This window comes from Stenotrophomonas indicatrix, assembly GCA_041545745.1.
GTDB lineage: Bacteria > Pseudomonadota > Gammaproteobacteria > Xanthomonadales > Xanthomonadaceae > Stenotrophomonas > Stenotrophomonas indicatrix_A.
In genome coordinates this window covers 686,633-708,583 of record CP168152.1, presented here as the reverse complement: position 1 = coordinate 708,583, position 21,951 = coordinate 686,633, and the positions used below count along the sequence as shown (strand labels likewise).

At 66.2% G+C, this 21,951-nt stretch carries 20 protein-coding genes, 1 other RNA gene and 1 pseudogene; 11 read left to right on the top strand and 11 right to left on the bottom strand.

What is annotated here, in order from left to right; translation table 11 throughout:
• The first annotated feature begins 137 nt into the window (after positions 1-137).
• Both ACEF39_RS03150 and ACEF39_RS03145 read left to right on the top strand, forming a co-directional pair.
• Positions 138-914, top strand: a complete 777-nt coding sequence (locus ACEF39_RS03150; protein ID WP_500286948.1) for an NRDE family protein — start codon at positions 138-140, stop codon at positions 912-914.
• A gap of 320 nt (positions 915-1,234) precedes the next feature.
• Complete coding sequence (locus ACEF39_RS03145) at positions 1,235-1,714, top strand: DM13 domain-containing protein (RefSeq protein WP_500286947.1); 480 nt, start codon at positions 1,235-1,237, stop codon at positions 1,712-1,714.
• A 134-nt stretch (positions 1,715-1,848) separates the two neighbouring features.
• Here the strand turns inward: ACEF39_RS03145 and rnpB are convergent.
• Both rnpB and rsmI read right to left on the bottom strand, forming a co-directional pair.
• An RNA gene (gene rnpB / locus ACEF39_RS03140) (RNase P RNA component class A) lies at positions 1,849-2,200 on the bottom strand.
• Between the two features lie 202 nt (positions 2,201-2,402).
• Positions 2,403-3,221 (bottom strand): 16S rRNA (cytidine(1402)-2'-O)-methyltransferase, encoded by an 819-nt coding sequence (gene rsmI, locus ACEF39_RS03135; RefSeq protein ID WP_500286946.1) that lies wholly within the window; start codon positions 3,219-3,221, stop codon positions 2,403-2,405.
• 81 nt (positions 3,222-3,302) lie between these two features.
• Between rsmI and ACEF39_RS03130 the strand changes: the two genes are divergently transcribed.
• From ACEF39_RS03130 to ACEF39_RS03115, 4 genes are all read left to right on the top strand, one after another.
• Positions 3,303-5,024 carry a penicillin-binding protein activator gene (locus tag ACEF39_RS03130; protein ID WP_500286945.1) on the top strand — a complete coding sequence of 574 codons (1,722 nt, stop codon included), beginning with the start codon at positions 3,303-3,305 and terminating at the stop codon, positions 5,022-5,024.
• Positions 5,014-5,382, top strand: coding sequence for a YraN family protein (locus ACEF39_RS03125; protein ID WP_500286944.1), 369 nt, complete (start codon positions 5,014-5,016; stop codon positions 5,380-5,382). The genes ACEF39_RS03130 and ACEF39_RS03125 overlap by 11 nt, the downstream gene beginning before the upstream one ends.
• 110 nt (positions 5,383-5,492) lie before the next feature.
• Entirely contained in the window at positions 5,493-6,074 is a 582-nt protein-coding gene (locus ACEF39_RS03120) for a metal-dependent hydrolase (protein WP_500286943.1), read from the top strand.
• Positions 6,071-7,456 (top strand): FAD-binding oxidoreductase, encoded by a 1,386-nt coding sequence (locus ACEF39_RS03115; protein ID WP_500286942.1) that lies wholly within the window; start codon positions 6,071-6,073, stop codon positions 7,454-7,456. The genes ACEF39_RS03120 and ACEF39_RS03115 overlap by 4 nt, the downstream gene beginning before the upstream one ends.
• A gap of 86 nt (positions 7,457-7,542) precedes the next feature.
• Here ACEF39_RS03115 and ACEF39_RS03110 read toward each other — a convergent pair.
• The 4 genes and pseudogenes from ACEF39_RS03110 to ACEF39_RS03095 form a co-directional block, all read right to left on the bottom strand.
• Positions 7,543-8,160, bottom strand: a pseudogene (locus tag ACEF39_RS03110) (autotransporter outer membrane beta-barrel domain-containing protein); the annotation flags it as partial.
• Positions 8,161-8,192: 32 nt separating this feature from the next.
• The gene (locus tag ACEF39_RS03105) at positions 8,193-9,053 is read right to left on the bottom strand and encodes a fimbrial protein (protein WP_500286941.1); all 861 of its coding nucleotides are present in this window, start codon (positions 9,051-9,053) and stop codon (positions 8,193-8,195) included.
• Positions 9,054-9,208: 155 nt separating this feature from the next.
• Positions 9,209-9,718: a fimbrial protein gene (locus ACEF39_RS03100; protein ID WP_500286940.1), complete on the bottom strand. Its 510-nt coding sequence runs from the start codon at positions 9,716-9,718 to the stop codon at positions 9,209-9,211.
• A gap of 33 nt (positions 9,719-9,751) precedes the next feature.
• Positions 9,752-12,292, bottom strand: coding sequence for a fimbria/pilus outer membrane usher protein (locus tag ACEF39_RS03095; RefSeq protein ID WP_500286939.1), 2,541 nt, complete (start codon positions 12,290-12,292; stop codon positions 9,752-9,754).
• A gap of 412 nt (positions 12,293-12,704) precedes the next feature.
• Between ACEF39_RS03095 and ACEF39_RS03090 the strand changes: the two genes are divergently transcribed.
• The 3 genes from ACEF39_RS03090 to ACEF39_RS03080 all read left to right on the top strand — a co-directional run bounded on the left by ACEF39_RS03090 (position 12,705) and on the right by ACEF39_RS03080 (position 14,874).
• Positions 12,705-13,220, top strand: coding sequence for a fimbrial protein (locus ACEF39_RS03090; protein WP_500286938.1), 516 nt, complete (start codon positions 12,705-12,707; stop codon positions 13,218-13,220).
• A 70-nt stretch (positions 13,221-13,290) separates the two neighbouring features.
• Positions 13,291-14,016 (top strand): fimbrial biogenesis chaperone, encoded by a 726-nt coding sequence (locus ACEF39_RS03085; protein WP_500286937.1) that lies wholly within the window; start codon positions 13,291-13,293, stop codon positions 14,014-14,016.
• Positions 14,017-14,463: 447 nt separating this feature from the next.
• The gene (locus ACEF39_RS03080) at positions 14,464-14,874 is read left to right on the top strand and encodes a hypothetical protein (protein WP_500286936.1); all 411 of its coding nucleotides are present in this window, start codon (positions 14,464-14,466) and stop codon (positions 14,872-14,874) included.
• A gap of 39 nt (positions 14,875-14,913) precedes the next feature.
• On the opposite strand, the gene ACEF39_RS03075 is transcribed toward ACEF39_RS03080, so the two are convergent.
• From ACEF39_RS03075 to ACEF39_RS03055, 5 genes are all read right to left on the bottom strand, one after another.
• The gene (locus tag ACEF39_RS03075; RefSeq protein WP_500286935.1) at positions 14,914-15,891 is read right to left on the bottom strand and encodes a fimbrial protein; all 978 of its coding nucleotides are present in this window, start codon (positions 15,889-15,891) and stop codon (positions 14,914-14,916) included.
• Positions 15,888-16,046 carry a hypothetical protein gene (locus tag ACEF39_RS03070; protein WP_500286934.1) on the bottom strand — a complete coding sequence of 53 codons (159 nt, stop codon included), beginning with the start codon at positions 16,044-16,046 and terminating at the stop codon, positions 15,888-15,890. The genes ACEF39_RS03075 and ACEF39_RS03070 overlap by 4 nt, the downstream gene beginning before the upstream one ends.
• Positions 16,046-16,555 (bottom strand): fimbrial protein, encoded by a 510-nt coding sequence (locus ACEF39_RS03065; protein WP_500286933.1) that lies wholly within the window; start codon positions 16,553-16,555, stop codon positions 16,046-16,048. The genes ACEF39_RS03070 and ACEF39_RS03065 overlap by 1 nt, the downstream gene beginning before the upstream one ends.
• 38 nt (positions 16,556-16,593) lie before the next feature.
• Positions 16,594-19,140: a fimbria/pilus outer membrane usher protein gene (locus ACEF39_RS03060; RefSeq protein WP_500286932.1), complete on the bottom strand. Its 2,547-nt coding sequence runs from the start codon at positions 19,138-19,140 to the stop codon at positions 16,594-16,596.
• A gap of 215 nt (positions 19,141-19,355) precedes the next feature.
• Positions 19,356-20,348, bottom strand: a complete 993-nt coding sequence (locus tag ACEF39_RS03055) for a fimbrial protein (protein WP_500286931.1) — start codon at positions 20,346-20,348, stop codon at positions 19,356-19,358.
• Positions 20,349-20,553: 205 nt separating this feature from the next.
• Here ACEF39_RS03055 and ACEF39_RS03050 point away from each other — a divergent pair, with 205 nt between their 5' ends.
• Both ACEF39_RS03050 and ACEF39_RS03045 read left to right on the top strand, forming a co-directional pair.
• The gene (locus ACEF39_RS03050) at positions 20,554-21,066 is read left to right on the top strand and encodes a fimbrial protein (protein WP_500286930.1); all 513 of its coding nucleotides are present in this window, start codon (positions 20,554-20,556) and stop codon (positions 21,064-21,066) included.
• A gap of 60 nt (positions 21,067-21,126) precedes the next feature.
• Positions 21,127-21,849 carry a fimbrial biogenesis chaperone gene (locus ACEF39_RS03045; protein WP_500286929.1) on the top strand — a complete coding sequence of 241 codons (723 nt, stop codon included), beginning with the start codon at positions 21,127-21,129 and terminating at the stop codon, positions 21,847-21,849.
• Positions 21,850-21,951 lie beyond the last annotated feature (102 nt).

Sequence of the window (21,951 nt, the reverse complement as noted above, 5' to 3'; positions counted from 1 at the left end):
AAGTTGCTGATCCGTCTCAATTTTTGAGATTGAACGGAAGTTCAGGGGTGTGGAGGCCGCGTGAAACATGGCCTGCGCATTCATCCAGGACGGCCCGGAAGCGACGCCGCTCTGCGCAAACCGGGCACAATGACCCCATGTGCCTGCTTGCTCTTGGCTGGCTGCACCACCCGCGCTGGCGGTTGGTCATGGCCGGCAACCGTGATGAGTTCCACGCCCGCCCGACCGCGGCCCTGGCCCCCTGGCAGGATGAGACGTCCGTCATCGGCGGGCGCGACCTGCGCTCCGGCGGCAGCTGGGCCGGCGTCGGTGCCGGCGGCCGGATGGCGGTGGTGACCAACGTGCGCGATCCGCAGGCGTCCCAGACCGGGCCATCTCGTGGTGCCCTGGTGGCCGACTACCTGCGTGGCCGCGATACGGCGGGTACGCATATAGAACGTCTGGCCGGAATCGCCGCGGCCTACGCCCCGTTCAACCTGCTGCTGGCCGATGGCCACAGCCTGGAATACCTGGGCAACCACCCGGCTGAGCGACAGACGCTTGGCCCGGGGGTACATGGCATGTCCAACGGCGCCATCGACGCGCCCTGGCCAAAGACCCAGCGGTTGATGGACGCGCTTTCCGCTTGGCTGGAACAGGACGGGGTCAGATCCCTTTCCCAAGGGGAAAGGGATCTGACCCCGCTGTGGACCGCCCTGGCCGACGAACATCGCCCGGCCGACAGCGACCTGCCCGATACCGGCATCGGCCTGGAACGCGAACGCTGGCTCAGCCCCGCCTTCATCCGCGGCGACGATTACGGCACCCGCGCCAGCACCGTGCTGCTGATTGACGCGGACGGCCATGGCGAAATCCACGAGCGCCGCTTTGGGCCGCAGGGTGTACCCAGCGGACAGAGTCACGTCATTTTCTGACTGGAAGGGTAGTGCCGGCCGCTGGCCGGCAACCTCTGCATCTACGGGCAGGTCACGCGCCTGCCGGCCAGCGGCCGGCACTACCGGCGCCCGGCGCGTCGTGTTTTCCATCAAATGGGCCGTCGACGGGACAGGCCAAGCACGTCATTCAGCTTCCGGGCGCGACCAGTACCCGCCTCTGCCACAAGGGCTGCAGCACCACAGGCGCCCCGCTGTGCCCTTTTCGCCTTCGGCACTGTGTCTATAAATGTCGCCCCCAGCCTCCCAAGGTGGTCCTGCCCGGCGCCATGCCGCGCGATCCACACCCACAAGGAGGCCCCATGCGCCGCATCCTCATCCTGCTCACCACCCACGTACTCACCCTTGGCCTCGGCTTCGGCCTGGGCGTGTATCTCCTGCCCATCCTGATCGCCCCCGACGATCCGCCGGTCGAGCAGGTGCAGACCGCAATGGCCGACGCCACCTACCGCACCACCTTCCGTCGCGACCTCAAAGGCAGTGACGCGGTGCATTGGGCCGAAGGCAAGGTCAGCGTCAGCGCCCGTCAGGTCGCCTTCGACGGCAAGATGGGCCCGGGCCCGGACTACAAGGTGTACCTGGTCCACGACTTCGTCGACAACAAGGCCGACTTCCTGAAGATCAAGGACAAGGCCCAGCGAATCGGCGAGGTCAAGACCTTCAACCGCTTCCTGGTGGATGTGCCGGCCAACGTGGACGTGGATGAGTTCACCACCGTGGTGGTGTGGTGCGAGCGCTTCTCGCAGTTCATTTCCGCCGGGCAGTACCGGAAGCCGGGCTGAGGCAGGACATCATCCGGGTAGTGCCGGCCGCTGGCCGGCAACCTCTGGATCCTCGGACGGGTCACGCGGCTGCCGGCCAGCGGCCGGCACTACCAGATCCACGCTATGCGTGGATCCACGTGGATGGAATGAAGGGGCGGAGCCGGCCGATAAGCCGGGTTCTGTCGTGGACAGTCATTCCTCTAGGCGTTACGTCGCCGCAACGCTCAAGCAACCTACCCGGATCCAACGCGGGCCGCGCCAAAGGATCCCTATTTGGTCTTGCTCCAGGTGGGGTTTGCCGTACCGGTCTGTTGCCAGACTCGCGGTGCGCTCTTACCGCACCATTTCACCCTTACCGGCCTTCCGAAGAAGACGTAGGCGGTATCTTTCTGTTGCACTTTCCGTCGGCTTGCGCCGCCCAGGCGTTACCTGGCACCTTGCCCTATGGAGCCCGGACTTTCCTCGGCACCCCCGAAGGGATGACGCGACTGTCTGGCCGACTCCGCCGCGCGCATTCTACCGCACGCGCGCCTGCCCTGTCGGGTTGATTACGGCGCGCGGTTCATCCATCCACGCATGGCGTGGATCTACTGCACATCGGGGATTCTTCATCCACGCATGGCGTGGATCTACCGTGCACACGCAATGGCGTGGATCTACTGCAGTAGAGCCACGCCCTGCGTGGCTGCGATTCACCCAGCCCCGATCAACTGCCGTACAACGCCTTGCGCGGCGCACCGGTCATTTCGGCCGCCAGCTTGGCCGCGGTCGATGGCGGCAGGTGCTCGCTCAGCTTGGCGTAGACCTGGCGGCCATGGGCCAGCTGCGCCTCGGCATCATCGCCAGCGCCCTGCACCATCACCACGAACTCGCCCTTGCGCTGGTTGTCATCGGCTTCCACCTGCGCCAGCAGCCCGGCCAGGTCGCCATCCAGCACGGTCTCGAACAGCTTGGTCAGCTCGCGCGCCAGCACGGCCGGGCGCTCGCCGCCAAAGATCGCCGCCATGTCGGCCAGGGATTCGGTAATGCGGTGCGAGGATTCGTAGAACACCATCGTGCGCACTTCGCCGGCCAGCGCCTGCAGGCGATCACGGCGACCGCTGGCCTTGGCCGGCAGGAAGCCCTCGAAGGTGAAGCGGTCGCTGGGCAGACCGGCCACGCTCAGCGCGGCGATGGCCGCGCACGCGCCGGGAATCGGGCTGACCTTGATGCCGGCTGCGCGCGCGGCACGCACCAGGCGGAAGCCCGGATCGCTCACCAGCGGGGTGCCGGCATCGCTGACCAGCGCCAGCGACTCACCCGCCTGCAGGCGCGCCACCAGGCGCTGGGCCAGCGCCTCTTCGTTGTGCTCGTGCAGGGCCACCAGCGGCTGCTGGATGCCGAAATGGGACAGCAGCTGGCCGCTGCGGCGGGTGTCCTCGGCGCAGATGGCCGCCACCGAACGCAGCACTTCCTGCGCGCGCGGGCTCAGATCGGCCAGGTTGCCGATCGGCGTGGCGACGACATACAGGGTTGGGACACTCATTTCAGCGGTACTCACGGGGCAAGGGTAGAATCCTAGCGTGTACCTGGCCAAGGCCGCTGCCCTCATCGCATGGACCCGATCATGAACAAGCCCGCCGCACGCATCTCTGCCCTGTCGCTGTCGTTGATGCTGCTGGCCGGTTGTGCCACCACCAGCCTCGTCAGCGCGCCCGAATCGCCGGCCCAAAGCCAGGCGCTGGCGCTGATCGAACAAGGCAAGCCGCGCGACGCCGCCCTGCAATTGGAAGCGCTGGCCGCCACCCTGCGTGGTGGTGCCCGCAGCAACGCCCTGGCCGATGCGGCCTGGGCCTGGCATCTGGCCGGTGACAGCGCCCGCGCGCGCAGCCTGCTGGGTCAAGTGACCGCCCGCCAGGTGAACGGTGCCAGCCTGCAGCGTTACCAGCTGGCCAGTGCCGAGCTGGCGCTGGCCGACAAGCAGCCGGCGCAGGCGCTGGCCCTGCTGAAGGATCATGGCGACAACGTGCACCCGAGCCTGCGCACGCGCTGGTACCTGGCCCGCGCCAATGCCCTGCAGGCCACCGGCGATGCGTTCGGCGCCGCCACCGAACGCGCCCGTGCGCATGCCGGCCTGACCGGCGCTGCGCGCAGCGAGAACCAGGCGGCCATCTCCGGGCTGCTCGGCACCCTCGACGATGCCACCCTGCGCAGCCGTGCCGCCGCATTGCCGGCCAACGACCCGCTGTACAACTTCGCCGGCCGCGCGCTGATCGCCCGTGGCCTGCCGCTGCCACGCCCGTTCGATCGTGATGGCGCCGCCCAGTTCGACACCAGCAAGCGCCCGCCGGCAATGAGCGATGGCTACCGCCCGCCGGCCAAGCTGGCGGTGCTGCTGCCGCTCAGCGGCCGCCTGGCCACCGCCGCGCAGCCGGTACGCGACGGCCTGCTCAGCGCGTACTACGGCGAAACCCGCCGTCGTCCGGAGGTCAACTTCTTCGACACCGCCGGTACCCCGGCCGGTGCGCTGGCCGCCTATGACAAGGCCGTAGCGTCCGGCGCCGACTTCGTGGTCGGTCCGCTCGGCCGCGACGAAGTGGATGCCGTGTACGGCCGCCAGCAGCTGCCGGTGCCGGTGCTGGGCCTGAACCGCGGCAAGGATGCGCCGCCGGCCGGCAGCGCCGGTTTCTCGCTGGCACCGGAAGACGATGGCATCGTCGCCGCCGAATACATGCGTGGCCGCGAGCGCAGCAAGGCGCTGGTGATCAACAGCAGCGACGACACCGGCCGCCGCGCCGCTGCCGCATTCGCACAGCGCTTTGCCCAGCGTGGCGGCAGCGTCGCCACCACCATCGCGATCAGCGAAACGGTGGGGGATGTCAGCGCGCAGGTTCGGAATGCCGGCGCGGTCGATGCCGTGTTCCTGGCCGTACGTGCACCGCAGGCCCGCCTGCTGGCGCCGCAGCTGGCGCTGGCCGGTGCCGGTGGTGCCACCCGCGTGGGTACCTCGCAGCTGACCACCGGCAGCGGCAAGGTTGAAGAAGACGTGGCGCTGGACGGCATCATCTACCCGAACGAAGCCTGGAACGTGCGCAGCGTGTCCGGCGTGCCGTCCGCTGCCCAGGTCGCGCAGACCCTGCCCAGCGCGCGCGGCGCGGCCAGCCGCCTGTTCGCCTTCGGCGCCGATGCGTGGAAGATCAGTGCCTACCTGGACAAGCTGGCCACCGAAGGCGGCCTGGACGGCGCCACCGGCACGCTGTACCTGGACAGCAACGGCAACATCCTGCGCCAGCCGGCATGGTCGACCTTCAGCGGTGGCCGGCCGATGCCGATCGCCGGTGGTCGCTGAGCACCTGCAACGTGGCTCGGCGGTGGAAGCCGCCGCCGAGCAGCATCTGCAGCAGGCCGGGTTGCGGCCGCGCGCACGCAACGTGCGTTATCGCGGCGGTGAACTGGACCTGGTGATGGATGACGCCGGCACCGTGGTCTTCGTGGAAGTGCGCTACCGCGCACGACAGGACTTCGGTGGCGGCGCAGCCTCGGTCGATCCACGCAAATGCCGACGGCTCGTGCATGCCGCACAGCTGTATCTGCAGGAACATCCTGCGCTGGCCGATGCACCGTGCCGTTTCGATGTGGTGGAAGCCAGTGGTGAGCCACCGCAGCTGCATTGGCTGCGGGATGCGTTCCGGTTGGATGATTGCTGATGGGTACCGTCCGCTCTGGTAGAGGCCGACCTTGGTCGGCGCTTCTGTGCCAACCAAGGTTGGCACCTACCAGAGCGCAGCCTGGCCGGCTCTACCACGGTGCATGACTGATGCCTTCGATCATTACCCATGCCGCCGTGCCGCTGGCGCTGTGGTGCGCTGCTGATCGCGGTCGCATTCCGCCGTGGCTGCTGGCTGCCGGCCTGGTCGCGGCGATGTTGCCCGATGCCGATGTGCTGGCGTTTGCCCTGCATATTCCGTATGCCGATGCCTTCGGCCATCGTGGCGCCAGCCATTCGTTGATGTTTGCCGGCGTGCTGGCGGTGTTGGCAGCGTTGCTGGCGTTCTTTGGTAGTCGCCGACCTTGGTCGGCGGTTCCGCGCCAACCAAGGTTGGCATCTACCGTTCAAGCGGCGACGTTCGTCTTCATCTGCGCCGCCAGCCATCCATTGCTCGACGCACTGACCTCCGGCGGCCTCGGCGTCGCCCTGGCCTGGCCCTGGAGCGAACAACGCTTCTTCGCCCCGTGGCGGCCGATCCGCGTTTCTCCGTTTGCCCCGCAGTTCTTCAGCGCGCGCGGCGTGGCCACGTTGCTGTCGGAACTGCGCTGGGTGTGGCTGCCGCTGGCCGGCGCCGTTGTTGCCTGGAAACTGATTCAACCCGCCCCTGCTGCCCCACGAGATCCGTCATGAGTACTGCCCTGCCCGTCGCGTTGATTGCCGAACTGTCCGCCCTGCTTGGTGCCGATGGCTGGCGCATGGATGACGGCGCGCTGGAGGCGAACGCGCAGGACAACTCGTGGCGCCACCAGCGCCCGGCTGCCGTGGCACTGCCGGCAGATATCGAACAGGTGCAGGCGCTGGTGCGCGCCTGCCGCACGCATGGCGTGGCACTGGTCGCCCGTGGCGCAGGCACCGGCACCACCGGCGCCGCGGTGCCACTACCGGGCAGCATCGTGCTGTCGTTCACCCACATGGACCGCATCCTCGAGATCCGCGCCGGTGACCGCTGCGCCGTGGTGCAGCCGGGCGTACTCAATGGAACGCTGCAGCAGGCGCTGGCGCCGCACGGCCTGTTCTGGGCCCCGGACCCATCCAGCGCCGAGATCTGCAGCATTGGCGGCAACCTCGCCTGCAATGCCGGCGGCCCGCGCGCGGTGAAGTACGGCACCAGCCGCGACAACGTACTGGGCCTGGTGGCAGTCACCGGCACCGGCGAGGTGATCCGCTGCGGCGGTGCCTACACCAAGGACGCCACCGGCTACGACCTCACCCATCTGCTGGTGGGCAGTGAAGGCACGCTGGCGCTGATTGTGGAAGCGACGCTGAAACTCACCCCGCTGCCGGTCAGCCAGGCTGGCCTGCGCGTGCTGTACCGCGATGCCGATGCCGCGGCCGCTGCGGTATCGCGGCTGATGTCGCAACCGGTCGTTCCCACGCGATTGGAATTCATGGACGCACGCAGCCTGCAGCTGTTGCGCCTCAACGGTGCCGACGTGCCGGAAGCCGGCGCGATGCTGCTGGTCGAGGCCGATGGCGACCACGACACCCTGCCCTACCTGCTGCAGGCGCTGGCCACCGCCGCCGAGGGCGACGGCATGATCGAACTGGACGTGGCGATGGAAGGCCGCGCGCGCGATCAGTTGTGGGCCGCACGCAAGGCGCTGTCGCCCGCGCTGCGCAGCGTCGCGCCGGGCAAGATCAACGAAGACGTGGTGGTACCGGTGTCGCGCATTCCGGAACTGGTGGCCGGCGTGCAGGCACTAGCGCACGAGTACACGCTGACCATCGTCACCTTCGGCCATGCCGGCAACGGCAACCTGCACGTCAACATCCTCTACCACCCGGACGACGCCGACGAGAACGCACGCGCGCATGCGGCGCTGCCGAAGATCTTCGAACTGACGCTGGCGTTGGGCGGCACGTTGTCGGGCGAGCATGGCATCGGATTGGCCAAGCGCGATTTCATGGCGCAGGCGTTCAGCCCGGCCACGCTGGCAACGATGCGCGCGATCAAGGCCGCGCTGGATCCGGATGGCATCCTCAACCCAGGCAAGGTGCTGCCGCCGGGGTGACACCCGCCGGGCATGGCCCGGCGCTACCGGTTTCCCGGGGTCGGATCCCATTGCCAAGCAATGGGCTCCGACCCCGGCACTGTCGCTTACCAGGCCATGCGCAGGCCCACCTGGCCACCCACATTTCGGTAACCGTGGTCACCCCGCTGCACGGTCAGGCCACCCCATGCGCCCCAGCGCTGGCCCAGCTTCAGCTCGGCACCGGCCTGCACGTCATAGCGATTGCGCAGAACATCCGCGCCCAGCCTGTCACCGTTGAACTGCAATGCACTGTTGCCGCTGCCACGCAGCCAGTTCCCCCCCAGGTACGTGCCAGCTGCAGCGCCATGACCGAACACGCGCACAGCCCGGGCGCCCGTTCAGGCCACCGGCATCGGCACGATCGATCGCCGTGCAGTTGTGTTCCATGGCGATCAGCGTCGAAGTCGACATACGACAGCTGCGGCTGCAGATACAGCTGGCTCGACGCACCCTGCCAGACGTTGAACGTGTAACCGGCCTCCAGCGACGCCCTGGCCATCCGCGAATCGTATTGCTCCGGCTCCAGGCCGATACCCCTCACGCGGTTGTCGAAACCGCCGTACTGCACGTTCGTATCCATATAGGCGCCGTGAGTGCCCTCGCCATCCTGCAACCAGGTGCCATAAACACCCAGCGGCAGTACCACGCACGCGGCCGGTAGCGGTGTAGCCGGTCAGATCCGCCTGCGACGCTGGCGAAACTCCCGACATCGCCGCTACCAGTAATCGACGTTCAACACCGCCTCCCCCTTGATGATGCCGGGCGTGAGTGTCTCCGTGGTGCGGATGTAGCGCGCCGTGAACTCGTGGTTATGCATGCCGCCCACCCCCGGGTCGAAATCCCACTGCTGGCCGAACTGGACCTCGCTGCCTGCACGCATCAGCTGCACACGGACACCGCCGGCATCCGAACCCGCACTGGGTGTCAGCTGGCTCCCGGTATTGCCAGGGTCTGCAGCATCATGCAACGAGATCCTGGCCCGGGGCGCATCCGCGCCGCAATCCATCCGAATGGCCACCACTCTCTCTCCTGCCGTGCTGCCTGGTGCGGACAACTCGGCGAAATCGACATCCCGCAGGTCCTCCGCCGCGTCCAGCAGCGGGCACGTGACGTGTGGGAATTTCAGGTTGATCCTGAGCGGAATCGTGAGTCCCAGCGAAGGAAAATCAGGCGCATCGATCTTGAGGCTGCCTGACATCTCATAGGTGCGCATGGGAGTTCCCCGTGAGAAAGCGTAGGCGCGAAAATTGAAATCGGCTTTGGGCCTCTCCGTTGCCGCTATATCCATGACATACGGTGTGGTACTACCCGGAGTGACGGGTTGAGCAGACCATCCTATGACCTGCATGAACGCAAAGCCGATCAACGGCGAATCATCCGCATAGTCGTAAACGGGCAACGTCATTCCGTCATAGCTGATGGTACCTGCCGGCCTGAGTCCAGGCATATCCAGCGTGAGCGCCATATCATAGAGGCCGGGGACACTGCATTCGCTGAAGTTGGCAACGGTACTGCCGTAATCCATGAACCGTCCCTCGGAGGGCGGCGAGGAGCTGTAGGTCTTGTCGAAGTTCATCGGGTAACCCCGGCTTGTCGTACACGCAACTGCAGTCGCGCAGAAGCCAAGTGAACACAGCAAGCCGATCGCCATGCGCAGTCCGGAGTGCCTTGCCCGCCTGATTTGGCGCGCGGCGCTGATCATGCTTCTGGTCGGCGTGGGTACATTCGTTCTCATTCGTAGTCCGCCGTCACCACGATCTCCGTGGAAACCCCACCGGCTTCGGGCACGCCTGCGGGAGGCAGGTAGTACGCCGCTCTCAGGTCGTAACGCGCGCTGGTGCCGGTCACCGGCACATCGATGCCGGTGTCGCCGTCCTTCAGATAGGTGCTGCCGGTGGTACCCGACAACAGCGAGATCGACACGCCACCGGCCGGGTCGGTAGCTTCGGTGTTCTTCCAGCGCGTCGCATCGCCGTCGGCAGCGGTGCCGGCGAAGGACAGCACCGCCTTGCTCACGCCCACGCAGCCGTTGAACTCCAGCGCGCCGGCCTTGATCTGGCTGTCCGTGCCGGGGGTGAGGTCGCTGGCTTTGACCGGATCCAGGGTGATCGGCGAGGCGGTGAGCGTGCAGGTGCCGGGCAGCACCCGGCCGCTGATGGTGAGGGTGGCGCTGTCGGCCATGGCCAGCGGCGCCACGGCCAACAGAGCGGTGCACAGGGTCAAGCGGTTGAACAGATTCATGCAGAACTCCAGATAGGGAAAGGAAAGAAAGACTCAGAACGACGCTGCGCTGGACACATCCAGAGCGGCCTGCAGACCCGGGCTGGGCGCGGGCAGCGGTGTGCAGACCGCCTGGCTCCAGGACAGCCCGTAGGCATCCGGGGCATCGGGCGTGGTGTAGTGCAGGCGACAGCGCTGTGGACCATCGGGATCGACGATCAACTGGCCGTGTTCGGGCGCGCCGCGCAGCTGGATCACGCCGCCCTGGCCCACCGCGCCGTAGCCACGGCCCGTCTCATCTTCGATGCGCGCGGCGAACGGCAGCGGCTGGCCGAGGGCATCGGTGGCATCGATGAACAACGTGCGTTCGCGCTTGGCGTTGAAGGCCACCCGCACGATGCTGCCGGCGGTGGGGGCGACACGCTGCGAGGTCTGCAGCAGTTCCACGTCCAGCGGCAGGTCAGCAGGATCCAGGTCGATCTGATTCCAGCGGTAGGGGCTGACGTGTGGCAACAGCGCGTAGCCATTTCGCGCCACGCGGGTGTCGTTGCCGTAGCCTACCTTCGCTCCGTGCGCACCGTCGGCCTGGATCAACGCAAAGCCGTCGCCCGCCGGCGCGCCAAGGTTCACACCGCCCGCATGCAGTACCAGGCTGCCGGCGGCACCCAATACCAGGGTGCTGTAGTCGCCCGAACGGCTGTAGCCCGCACTGAAGTTGCCCAGGCCGCCCTGGTAGGCGGCATACGCACTGGAATTGGACTGGCCCGTGCTGGCATCACTGGCCGACAGGCTGTAGCTGAGGGCGCGCGATTCGCCCAGCGTACCGCTGAGGCCCAGCTGCGCTTGCTGCCCGCTCGCACCGTGGCTGACCAGGCTGCTGGCGCGCGGCGCATTCGGGCTACGCCCCAGCGGCACGCTTACATTGAACGAGTAGCGGGTGTCCTGGCGGCCGTTGCCCAACTGGTAGCGCATCGCGGAGATGCCGTAGTTGGCGCGGCCCCAGGTACTCTGGAAGCGCAACTGGAAATCGTTCTGGCGGTCGGCGCTGTCCCAGTAGCTCACATGGCCGCCACTGAGCGACAGCGTGCTGCGCTCACCCAGCCGCTGCGAGAAGTTCACCTGGTAGCGCTGGCGCGCGCGGCGGCCGTAGCCCCAGTCGTCGCGGCGGGCGTCGGCGAAGTCGGTCAGGGTGAGGTAGCCCTGGGTGCTGTAGCGATGTGCGGCCAGGCCGAAGTTGGTGCCGGTGGCAGCAACATAGCGCTGGAAGTTGAGGCGCAGGCTGTTGCCGGTGATCTGCGAACCATTGGCCAGGCGCGCGCGAGAATGGGTGATGTCGGCACCGAACGCACCGATTGGTGTGTTCACTGCGCCACCGAACAATGCGGCCTGGAAGCCTTCGCTGGCCTGCACGCCACCCAGTGCGGTGAAACGGTTGCTGAGGCCGCGCACATAGGTACCTTCGGCAAAGCGCAGGTCTTCACCCCCGCGACGCGGCGCGCGCAGCGCACCTGCGGTCGCGCTGAAACGGCTGGCACCCGGACGCAGCGCCTGCGGCACCGCCGAGAAGCTGACCTTGAAGCGCTGCTCGCGGCCATCGGCTTCGGTCACGGTCACCTCCAGATCGCCACCGAAGTTGGTCGGGTACAGGTCTTCGATCGAGAATGGGCCCGGTGCCACCGTCACTTCATGGATGACATTGCCGTTCTGGCGGATGGTGACCACCGCGTTGCCCTCGGCGATGCCCTGCACCACCGGCGCGAACCCGCGCAGCGAATCGGGCAGCATGCGGTCGTCGGTAGCCACGCGCACGCCGCTGAAGGCAACGCTTTCAAACAGCTCGCCACCGGTGCTGCTCTGGCCCAGCAGCAGCTGGCTGTTCCATGCAGGCAGGTCGCGCTGCAGATGGCTGCTGATCACATCGTGGTGCGAACCGTACGTGCCCTGACTGAAAAACGCGCGATGACGCAGGCGCCATGCACCCAGGTTGAAGCCGGCGTTGACGCTGGCCGAGGTAGTGTCCTGCGCATTGCTGCGGTTGTGGTTGACGCTGTAATCAAAGAAGGCCGCGGTGATGCCATGATCGCGCAACTCTGGCGCCACGTAGCCACGCGCCGTACTTGCCTGCGCCGCCTGCGGGATCGTGATCAGCAGCTGCAATGCGCTACCATCGAAACTGACCGTGGCACCGTCCACCAGCGCAGCCAGATCCACGCACGTGGTCGGATCGTCATCGAGTGCAGTCAGGTAGGCATCCTTCAATCGGAACTGGCGCACCAGCGTCACCGGAAGGCATGGCACGGCGCCCTGCGGTGCCGGCGCTGCCACGAAGGTGATGTCGCGGTTCTCGCGGAATTCGCCGTTGACCAGCAGGTCCAGCGGATAGACGCCCGGCTCCATCGGGTTGCCCTGCGCATAGCGCTGCATGTCGATGGCTTTGCCACCAATCAGGAATCCTTCACTGAATTGCAGTGGCTCGCCATCATCAGCACGGGCGTAGCTGCTGAGCGTCACCGCCATGGCAAGGGCGATGGCCGCTCCCAGCGGGCGGCTGATGAGAGGACGCTGTGTGCGGTGATGAAGAGAGCGCTTCTGCATGGAAAACGTCATTCGATGAGGCCGAAGCCGACATCGCTCGTAGTCGAAGTGGGCCGAAGCGTAGACAGCGCCCCACCGTCTTCCCATGCAATTTGTTGCAAAGCGACAACGAAGTACGGAAAGACGCGACTTTCCATGCACTGACTGTTTCAGGGCAATTCAGGCTTGTTGTCACGATCCAAAGACAGTCAATCGAATGCCTTGCAGTTGCCGCACCGATTGCCTGCCACAGGGCGTCGCAGGGTGACATGTCGTTTTCTGACCGCTCGCTTTACCGCAAGCACAAACTCGTACGTTGAACAAGCATCTTGCAACTAATTGCATGGTCCCGGTGGGTATCGATGGGAACACTGTGCGCATCCGCCGCCTCATCCATTGCGGAACCCCTGTTTCTCCAACCAAGGACACTCTTATGTCGAACCAATTGAACCTGATCGTTGCCGGTGCGCTCGCGCTGGCTGTTTCCCCCGCCGCCTTCGCCGAGAAGCTGGAGATCACCGGCGAACTGATGGCCTCCACGTGCGCAGTGGATTCCACCGGCGGCACCATCACCGTGGCCATGGGCCAGGTCGACCTCAAGTCGGTCAACGCCGATACCCGCGCCGGCCAGAAGAACTTCAGCATCGGCCTGGACTGCTCCGGCTCGGGCAGTGCCCAGGAAGTAAGCGTGCGCTTTGGCGGCATGCCCGACGGCAGCACCGGCAACCTGGCACTGACGGCAGCCTCCGGTGCCGACAACGTGGGTGTTGCGCTGTACGACGCCGCCGGCAACCACCAGAAGATCGGTGAAGACCCGACCCATTGGGTCACCATTCCGGCCGACAGCTCGGGCCAGCTCGACTACAGCGCGTGGTACGCCTCGCCGGGCCAGGACGCGACCGCAGGTACGGCCAATGCTTCCGGTGACTTCGTCGTTCTCTACAAATAAGCAGGTTGCAGCTTCATGTGCCGGTGCACATCGCACCGGCACGGTCCTTCCTCTTTCGAGCAGGTGAGCAATGAACATGCGTACTACATCGCGGGCCGCCGCCCTGGTGGCACTGCTGTTGGCCAGCCATGCCTCGTCGGCGGCCGTCACGCTTCAAGGCACCCGCATCGTGCACGACGCCGGCAAAGGCCGCGATATCACGGTGAAGGCCAGCAATGGCGGCGATCAGCCGGCCATGGTGCAGGTCTGGATTGATGCGGGCGACAGCCAGGCGCGTCCGGAGAACGTGCGCACGCCGTTCCGGTTGACCCCGGCCGACCCGCGCCTGCTGCAGGCGCATCAAGGCCAGGCCTATCGCATCACCTATGCGCCGCGGCCGTCGGAAGCAGCGCTGCCGACCGATCGTGAATCGGTGTTCTATTTCAATCTGCTGGATATTCCACCCAAGCCCAGCGATGCCACCGGCAAGAACCTGCTGCAGTTCGCAGTGCGTACCCGCGTGAAGCTGTTCCACCGCCCCGCCGGGCTGCCCGGCAACGCGCGCGACGCAGCAACGCAACTGCAATGGCGCGCGCACGACGGCGCGCTGCAGGTGAGCAACCCCACCGCGTATCACGTCACGCTGAGCACGCTGACGCTTCCCGACGGCCGCAAGGTGGACGCCGACATGATTGCCCCAGGCGCACAGGTACGCTTGCCTTTGCCGTCCGGTGCATCGACGCCAGCGCAGATCGGCTTCCAGTGGTTGGATGATTACGGCACGCCCCGCGATGCCCAGGCAAACGTCGAGCGTTGAACGGAAGGCCAATCCATCCGGGATTACCCCACCCTTGGTGGATGCGGCCCTTGGTTCGCATCGTGTCTCGCGTGCGATGACGCAATCGCCTCGTGCTTGAGACTCATTGCGTCAGTGCGTACGCACTGCAACGTTTTCGAATTTGAAACTTTTCTGATTGGTATGGCAGCACTTGCGTGTGCACATCATGGCGTGCCACCGACAACGGGTGGCACGGGCTTGCAATCCCGTTAGGTTGATGTGTTGTTTACGCTTGCCTGCCGGCGTCGCTCTTTCCTTGTTGGGCGGCGTCGGCAGGCAATCCGTCCGTGCCCTATGGCGGACGGTGCGTGGGGGTCTCGTACCCGCCGGCGTTTCTACATCGACCTCCGGCATTGCAACCACGCACCGTCCGCCGCCCTCGCCCAGCGCGAGGGCGGCCCTTGCTACATGCACAAGGATGCCGCCGTGACTTCTTCGCTCTATCCCCATCTGTTCGCCACACTGGGCGACGCCGTCGAACGCCTGCCGGAAGACCTGGCAAAAGCACTGGAGACCACCTTGGGCACCACGATGGGTGCCCAGGCCGACGAGGGCATCGCCCTGCTCGGTTGCCTGCAGCGCATTCGTCATGTGGAAGCCGCCGATGGCCAGCCGTGGCCAGGCAAAGGCCGCAAGCAGGGCCATGGCATCGCGATGGCACGCATCGACCGCGCCAATGCCGGGCTGACTTTGCTGCTGGAACTGCTGCACGCCATCGAGCGTGTACGCGTGGATGGTGATGAGGGCCAGCAGGTGGGCGATGACGTGCGCGAGGGATTGCTGCTGGCCTGCCGCGGGCTGGCTGAGTACGTTGACCTCCAGCTGCACCCTGTGTGAGGGCGTAGTACCCCCCTGGCACGTCCCAGGCGCATCGCGCTATTTCAGGTCTGCGGTGATCACGGCTTCGCCGACGATATCACCGGGCGTCAAGGCATCTATGGTCCGGATGTATCGTGCAGAGAGATCCTGATCAATCCAACTGAAGTCACTGGTGACATCCCACTGGCTTCCCATTGCCAACGGAATTCCCCCGCGTAAAAGCTGCACTGCCACACCCGACGCCGTAGTGCCTGATGCCGCCGTAAGCACACTGCTGATATTGCCTGGATCCATTGCGTCGTCGATCCGCACCCTGGCCACCAGGCCGGCACTGGAGCATCGAACCCGGGCCGGTGCTGCCTGTTCGGCAGCGCTGTCACCAGGCCGCTGCAACTGGTGCTGCTGCACGGATGCCAGCGATACCGTCGCGTCGGTGCGGACCCTGCATGAATGGGACGACGGGCGGATGTCCACGCTCGCACTGTTGTAGAGGCGCGTGGAAGGACTGCCTGCAACCGAGGTTTCCACAACCCCGAGGTCGACGCGTTCCTCAATGATGGGCCCGCCGCGGGCGACCAGACCCACCGCAAGCTGGAAGATCGGCCCGCCCGCTGAAATGAATGTGATCGGTGTCTCCCGATCCAGGCGCAGCGGTTCATCGTAGTACTCCAGCGAATTGATGATTCGGTACCGGAATACCACCAAAGACGAGGTCGCGCTCCATCCATACGCCGGATAGGTGGTACCAGCGATGATTACGTCACGGACGTATGTCAGCTGCGGCATGACCGGCTTCACGTTCACCGTGGTCGAGTATTCGCAGTTCACCAGCGAAGTGCCCCAACCTCTTATCGGAATCGAAAGCACCGTATCAGCATCCGCCTCGCTTTCAGTCGCAACTGTCACGTTGGTCGAGGCTCGCTGCTGCGAAATCGTGCAGGCGCTCTGCGCCCATCCCGCAAAGGGGAGTAGCGTCAGCAAAAGCGCAAGCCATCGAGGGGCAGGCAGAAACCGCATTGGGGTGTACGCCATCATTCGTAGTCCGCCGTCACCACGATCTCCGTGGAAACCCCACCGGCTTCAGGCACGCCTGCGGGAGGCAGGTAGTACGCCGCTCGCAGGTCGTAACGCGCGCTGGCGCCGGTCACCGGCACATCGATGCCGGTCCGGTGGGCATCCACACCTGCCATCACTCGTAATCCGCCGTCACCACGATTTCAGTCTGCACCGCACCTGCGGTCAGCCCTGCCACAGCCGGCAGGTAGTAGCCCGCCCGCAATGGGTAGCTGGCCGTCGCACCACTCACCACCACCTCGATGCCGGTGTCGCCGTTCTTCAGATACGTGCTACCTGTGGCACCGGCCAGCAGCGCGACCGATACGCCATCGGCCGCATCGGTGGCGGCGGTGTTCTTCCAGCGCTCGGCATCGCCATCGGCGGCGGTGCCGGCGAAGGACAACGTCGCCTTGCTTACGCCTACGCAGCCGGTGAAGTCCAGGCTGCCGGCTTTGAGCTTGTTGTCGCCCTGCACCAGCTCATCGGCCTTGACCGGATCGAGGGCGATGGCGGGCGCCGCCAACGTACAGGTGCCCGGCAGCACACGGCCGGTGATGGTGAGCGTGGCCTGGTCGGCGAATGCGGTCGAAGTGCTCAAGCACAGCGCAGCAGCAGTTGCCAGCTGAAGGAAGGAACGGGACATGCGGAAGCTCCTGTGAGCGATGAAAGGGAAAACGGGAATCACGGGGCGGTGCTCTCGGCCACTTCCGGCGTGCCCACCTGCTGGCTCTCCGGTGGCAGCGGCTGGGGCACGCACACGGCCTGGCTCCACGACAGCCCGTAGGTGTCCGGCGCATCGGGCATGCGGTAGTCGATGCGGCAGCGTCGCTTGCCATCGGGGTCGACGATCAAACTGCCGCTGTCCTGTGCACCCCGCAGCTGGATCACCCCGCCCTGCCCCACCGCACCGGCCGGCGTGCCGTCTTCGGTCTGCACCACCGCCGCAAACGGCAGCGGCTGGCCCAGGGCATCGGTTGCATCGATGAACAGCGTGCGCTCGCGGCGTACCTGGAAGGGCACGCGCACGATGCCACCGGCGGTGGGTGCCACGCGCTGCGAGGTCTGCAGCAGCTCCACCTCGATGGGCAGGCCGGAGGGGTCCAGGTCGATGGTGTTCCAGCGATAAGGGCTGACGTGTGGCAGCAGCGCATAACCGTTGCGTGCCACGCGCAGGTCGGTACTGCTGCCGATGCGCGCGCCCTGCGCACCCGGTGCCTGCACCAGGGCGAAGCCTTCGCCCACGGGAGCGCCCAGGTTCAGACCGCCGCTGTGCAACACCACGCTGCCCGAAGCGCCCAGCGACAGGCTGCGGGAATCGCCGCTGCGGCTGTAGCCCGCATTGAGATTGCCCCGGCTGCCCTGCCACGCGGCGTAGGCGCTGTGGCTGTTCTGTCCATTGCCTTGGGCGCCGGACAGGCTGTAGCTCAGCGCACGTGCCTCGCCCAGGCTGCCGCTGATGCCCAGCTGCGACTGCCGCCCGCTGTCGGCCTGGCTCAGCTGGGTGCTGGCACGCGGTGCGTTGGCACTGCGGCCCAGCGGCACGCTGAGGGTGAACGCGTAGCGGGTGTCCTGGCGGCCATCGCCCAACCGGTAGCGCAGCGCGGACACACCATAGTTGACCCGCCCCAGCGTGCTCTGGAAGCCCAGCTGGAAATCGTTGCGACGCCGGGCACTGTCCCAGTAAGCCACGTGGCCGCCGCTGAGATACAGGTTGCTGCGTTGACCCACCTTCTGCGAGAAGTTCACCTGGTAGCGCTGGCGCGCACGCTGGCCGTAGCCCCAGTCATCATTCTGCGCGCGTGCCACGTCGTTGAGGCTGAGGAAGCCGCGCGTGCTGTAGCGGTACGCGGCCAGGCCGAAGTTGGTACCGGTGCGCGCCACGTAGCGCTGGTAGTTCAGGCGGAAGCTGTTGCCGGTGTCGGTCTCGCTGCCACGCAGGCGGGCACGCGAGTGGGTGACATCGGCACCGAATGCACCGATGGCCGTGTTCACCGCGGCGCCCGCAAGCAGCGCGCGATAGTCCTCACCCACCTGCACGCCACCCAGCACGGTGAGCCGGTTGTTCAGGCCGCGCGCATAGGTACCTTCGGTGAAGCGCAGCGTCTGCAGCGTGTTGCCGGTGTCGCGCAGTTCACCGGCAGTGACCGCAAAGCGTGAAGCCCCTGCGCGCAGTGCCTGCGGTACGGCGGAGAAGTTGACGTTGAAACGCTGTACGCGCCCATCGGCTTCGGTAACGCTGACGTCCAGATCGCCGCCGAAGTTGGTGGGGTACAGATCCTCGATGGTGAACGGACCGGGCGCCACGTTGCTTTCGTGGATGATGTTGCCGTTCTGGCGGATGGTGACCACCGCATTGCCTTCGGCGATGCCCTGCACCACCGGCGCATAGCCACGCAGTGAGTCGGGCAGCATGCGTTCGTCGCTGGCCACGCGCACGCCGGTGAACGGCACACTCTCGAACAGCTCGCCACCGGTGTTGCCCTGCCCGAGCAGTAGCTGGCTGTTCCAGCGCGGAAGGTCTCGCTGCACGTGGCTGTTGATGACGTCATGGCGGGTGCCTTGGCTGCCCTGGGTGAACGATGCGCGGTGGCGCAGGCGCCATGCGCCCAGATTCAGGCCCGCCTGCAGGCCCAGGTAACTGCTGTCGTTGCCCTGGCTGCGGTAGTGGTTGGCACTGTAGTCGATGAAAGCGGCGGTGATGCCGTCGTCGCGCAGTTCGGGTGCCACGAAGCCACGTGCGGCGATGGCCTGTGCCGCCTGCGGAATGCTGAGGGACAACTGTAGTTCGCCACTGTCAAAGGTGCTGCTGGCGCCCTCCACCAGCGCTGGCAGATCCACACAGGTGCTTTCTTCGGCTGGCAGTGCCTGCAGGAACGCAGGCTTCAACGGCAGCCCACGCACCAGCGTCGGTGACAGGCACGCCACCGCGATCTGCGGGTCGTCTTCGATGACGAAGCGGATGTCCTGGCTGCGCAGGAACTGGCCGTTCACATGCACATCCACCGCGTAGTCACCGGCGGGCAACGGATTGCCGTTGGCGTAGCGCGCCATGTCGATGGCTTCGCCACCGATCAGGAAGCCTTCGCTGAACTCCATGGGACCCGCCGCGGCTGCCGTTGCCAACGTATGCGCGCTGGCCAGCAGGGCGAGGGCGATTGCCTGGGTAAGGCGCTGGGCGGGAAACGTGGCGCGGCGTGGCGCTGCCGGATCTACGGGGGACAACTTCATCGTGGACGATGGCCGTTGCCGAAGCAGCGGCATGAGGAAGGGGAACCGCAGGCTAGAGGCTGCAGCACGCGCTCCCCATCCAAAAAGTTGCAGATCGCGCGGGGCACGGTCGCATTGCAACTCGTTCGATGTGCAGGCTCGCCCGTGGCGCTGACACTGCTGGCGGTTCCACAGGACGGGCGACGGGCATGCACCCTGCACCATGGCGTGGCGCATCATCGGTAATCGGCGGTCAGCACCGCCTCTCCCTTCACCTCGCCCGGCACCAGCGGATCAGCTGTGCGCAGGTAGCGCGCACTGAAGGGGATGGCCTGCAGGCCCTTGCTGGACCAGCCATGCGACCACGCCTGGCCGAACTGCACCGGCTGTCCATTTCGCAGCAGCTGCACCTGCACGCCGCCGGCGGTGGTACCGGTTGCCGGGGCCAGCTGGCCGTTGCTGCTGCCCGGATCGTTGGCGTCGGCCAGCGACAACTGCACATCGACGTTGTCCATCGGACAGTTCATCGCGACGTCGAAGCTGGATTCCTTGGCCGAGCTGCCGCTGGCGGCGAGTTCGTTGGCGACAACGTCATCCAAGGTGTGGGAGGCATCTGCCAAGGTGCAGGTGACCGTCGGCACGGTGAAGCCCAGCGAGATCGGCGTGAGCAGACGCTGGCTGGGGTCGCTTGCAGGCCAGGCCTCGACAGTTCCCAGATACCGGTACGGCACGCTTTCCATGGCGCCGCCACGCAGGAAGTAGGCGATGATCACACCAGCCTTGACTCCGCCGGTGCCGGTGATGGAAGCAGGTATCGTAATGCGCTGCCCCGGGCGCAGCGGTTGCGGCGTAGCGCCGCCGATCTGATAGTTCATGCCGATGAGTGGCGAGCGGTCGCTGAAGGCATAGGCCGCATAGGTAACTCCGAAGTTGTCGACGATATCGCGCACGTACGTCAGTCCGGCCAGGGGCACGTCAACAACGAAGTCGGTGTTTCCTGGCGGGCAGGTATACGCATTGTCCAGATAGCCGCCGACGCCACCAACACTGGCGTCGGGCACGTCAACGTTGGGCAACGACCGGTTGTCATCCAGCACCTGATCGCCAAGGACCAGCCGCTGGCAGGCGGCAGCCGGGCCCGCCGCCGCCATCGCCAGTACCAATAGCGGCACCAGGCGCGACAAGCGCGCGACCCATGAGTCAGGACGGAGAGGCTCTCGCGTTTGCATGGCGATTCCTTCTGGCAATCAGTCAACGGGCGCGCAGTCTATGCAGCGCCGCCGCCGCTTCCCATCGGATTTATTGCAATTGGCGAAGGCCAGGGCACTTTTGCAACTAATTTCATTTCGAGCATCAACGCACGCGCCGAAACTGTCCCTGCTGGCTGCCCTCAGCGGTCACTGCGTGCCTTCATTCCACTACTAGAGAACTGTCATGTCCCTGACACTCCGCCTGCTGTCCCTTTCCCTTCTCGCTGTTGCCGCGCCGTCGGTGTCTGCCGAAACGCTGGAAATCACCGGCGAACTGATGACGTCCACCTGCTCGGTAGGTTCCTCCGGCGGCACCATCACCGTGCCGATGGGCAAGGTCGATCTGGCCTCGGTCAACGCCAGTACCCGCGCCGGCCAGAAGAACTTCACCATCGCCCTGGATTGCTCCGGTTCGGGTGCGTCGCAGGAGGTGGGTGTGCGCTTCGGCGGTGCGCCCGACGGCAGCACCGGCAACCTGGCGCTGACCGCGGCCTCGACCGCAACCAACGTGGGCGTGGCGTTGTATGACGCCGTCGGCAACCAGCAGAAGATCGGTGAGGACCCGACCGTCTGGGTGACCATTGCCGCCGGCGGCAGTGGCCAGCTGGACTACAGCGCGTGGTATGCATCGCCAGCCACCAACGCGACCGCTGGCAGCGCCAATGCCTCGGGTGACTTCGTGGTGCTCTACAAGTAATCCGCTTCCGGCAGGCCGGCGCGATGCTGCGCTGGCCTGCCCCCTTCAATGAGGTTGACCATGAAACTCCGCGCCACTACGTGGACGTACGCGCTGCTGGCCATGGCGGTAGCGCTGCCGGCATCGGCTGCGGTGACATTGCAGGGCACGCGCATCGTGCACGACGCCAGCAAGGGCCGCGACGTGACCGTCAAGGCCAGCAACGTGGGCGAGCTGCCAGCGATGACGCAGGTCTGGATCGACGACGGCGACAGCCAGTCGCGCCCGGAGAATGTGCGCACGCCGTTCCGGCTGACGCCGACCCAGCCCCGCCTGTTGCAACCCAAGCAGGGCCAGGCGTATCGCGTCACCTACGCACCGCGCCCGTCGGAGGCACCGCTGCCGACCGATCGCGAATCGGTGTTCTATTTCAATCTGCTGGACATTCCGCCCAAGCCCAGCGATGCCACCGGCAAGAACCTGCTGCAGTTCGCGGTGCGTACCCGCGTGAAGCTGTTCCACCGCCCCGCCGGGTTGCCGGGCAATGCACGCGACGCAGCGTCGGCGCTGCAGTGGTCTGCCGATGGCGACGCCCTGCAGGTGCGCAACCCGAGCGTGTACCACGTGACCTTGAGCACACTGACCCTGGCCGATGGTCGCAACGTGGAGGTGGACATGATCGCGCCGGGCGCGCAGGTGCGTTATGCGCTGCCGGAGGGTGCCGCGATGCCGGCAACGGTATCGTTCAAGTGGCTGGATGACTACGGCACGCCACGCGATGCCGAAGCACGCGTTGAACGATAGGCACGAGCGGTCCTTCCAAGCGTGGCCATGCGGTCGTCTGCGTCCTGCGCGAGGCCAGCGCCGCGCCGCAGGGGGCGCTGCAACGGCTTGCATTGAGAGTGG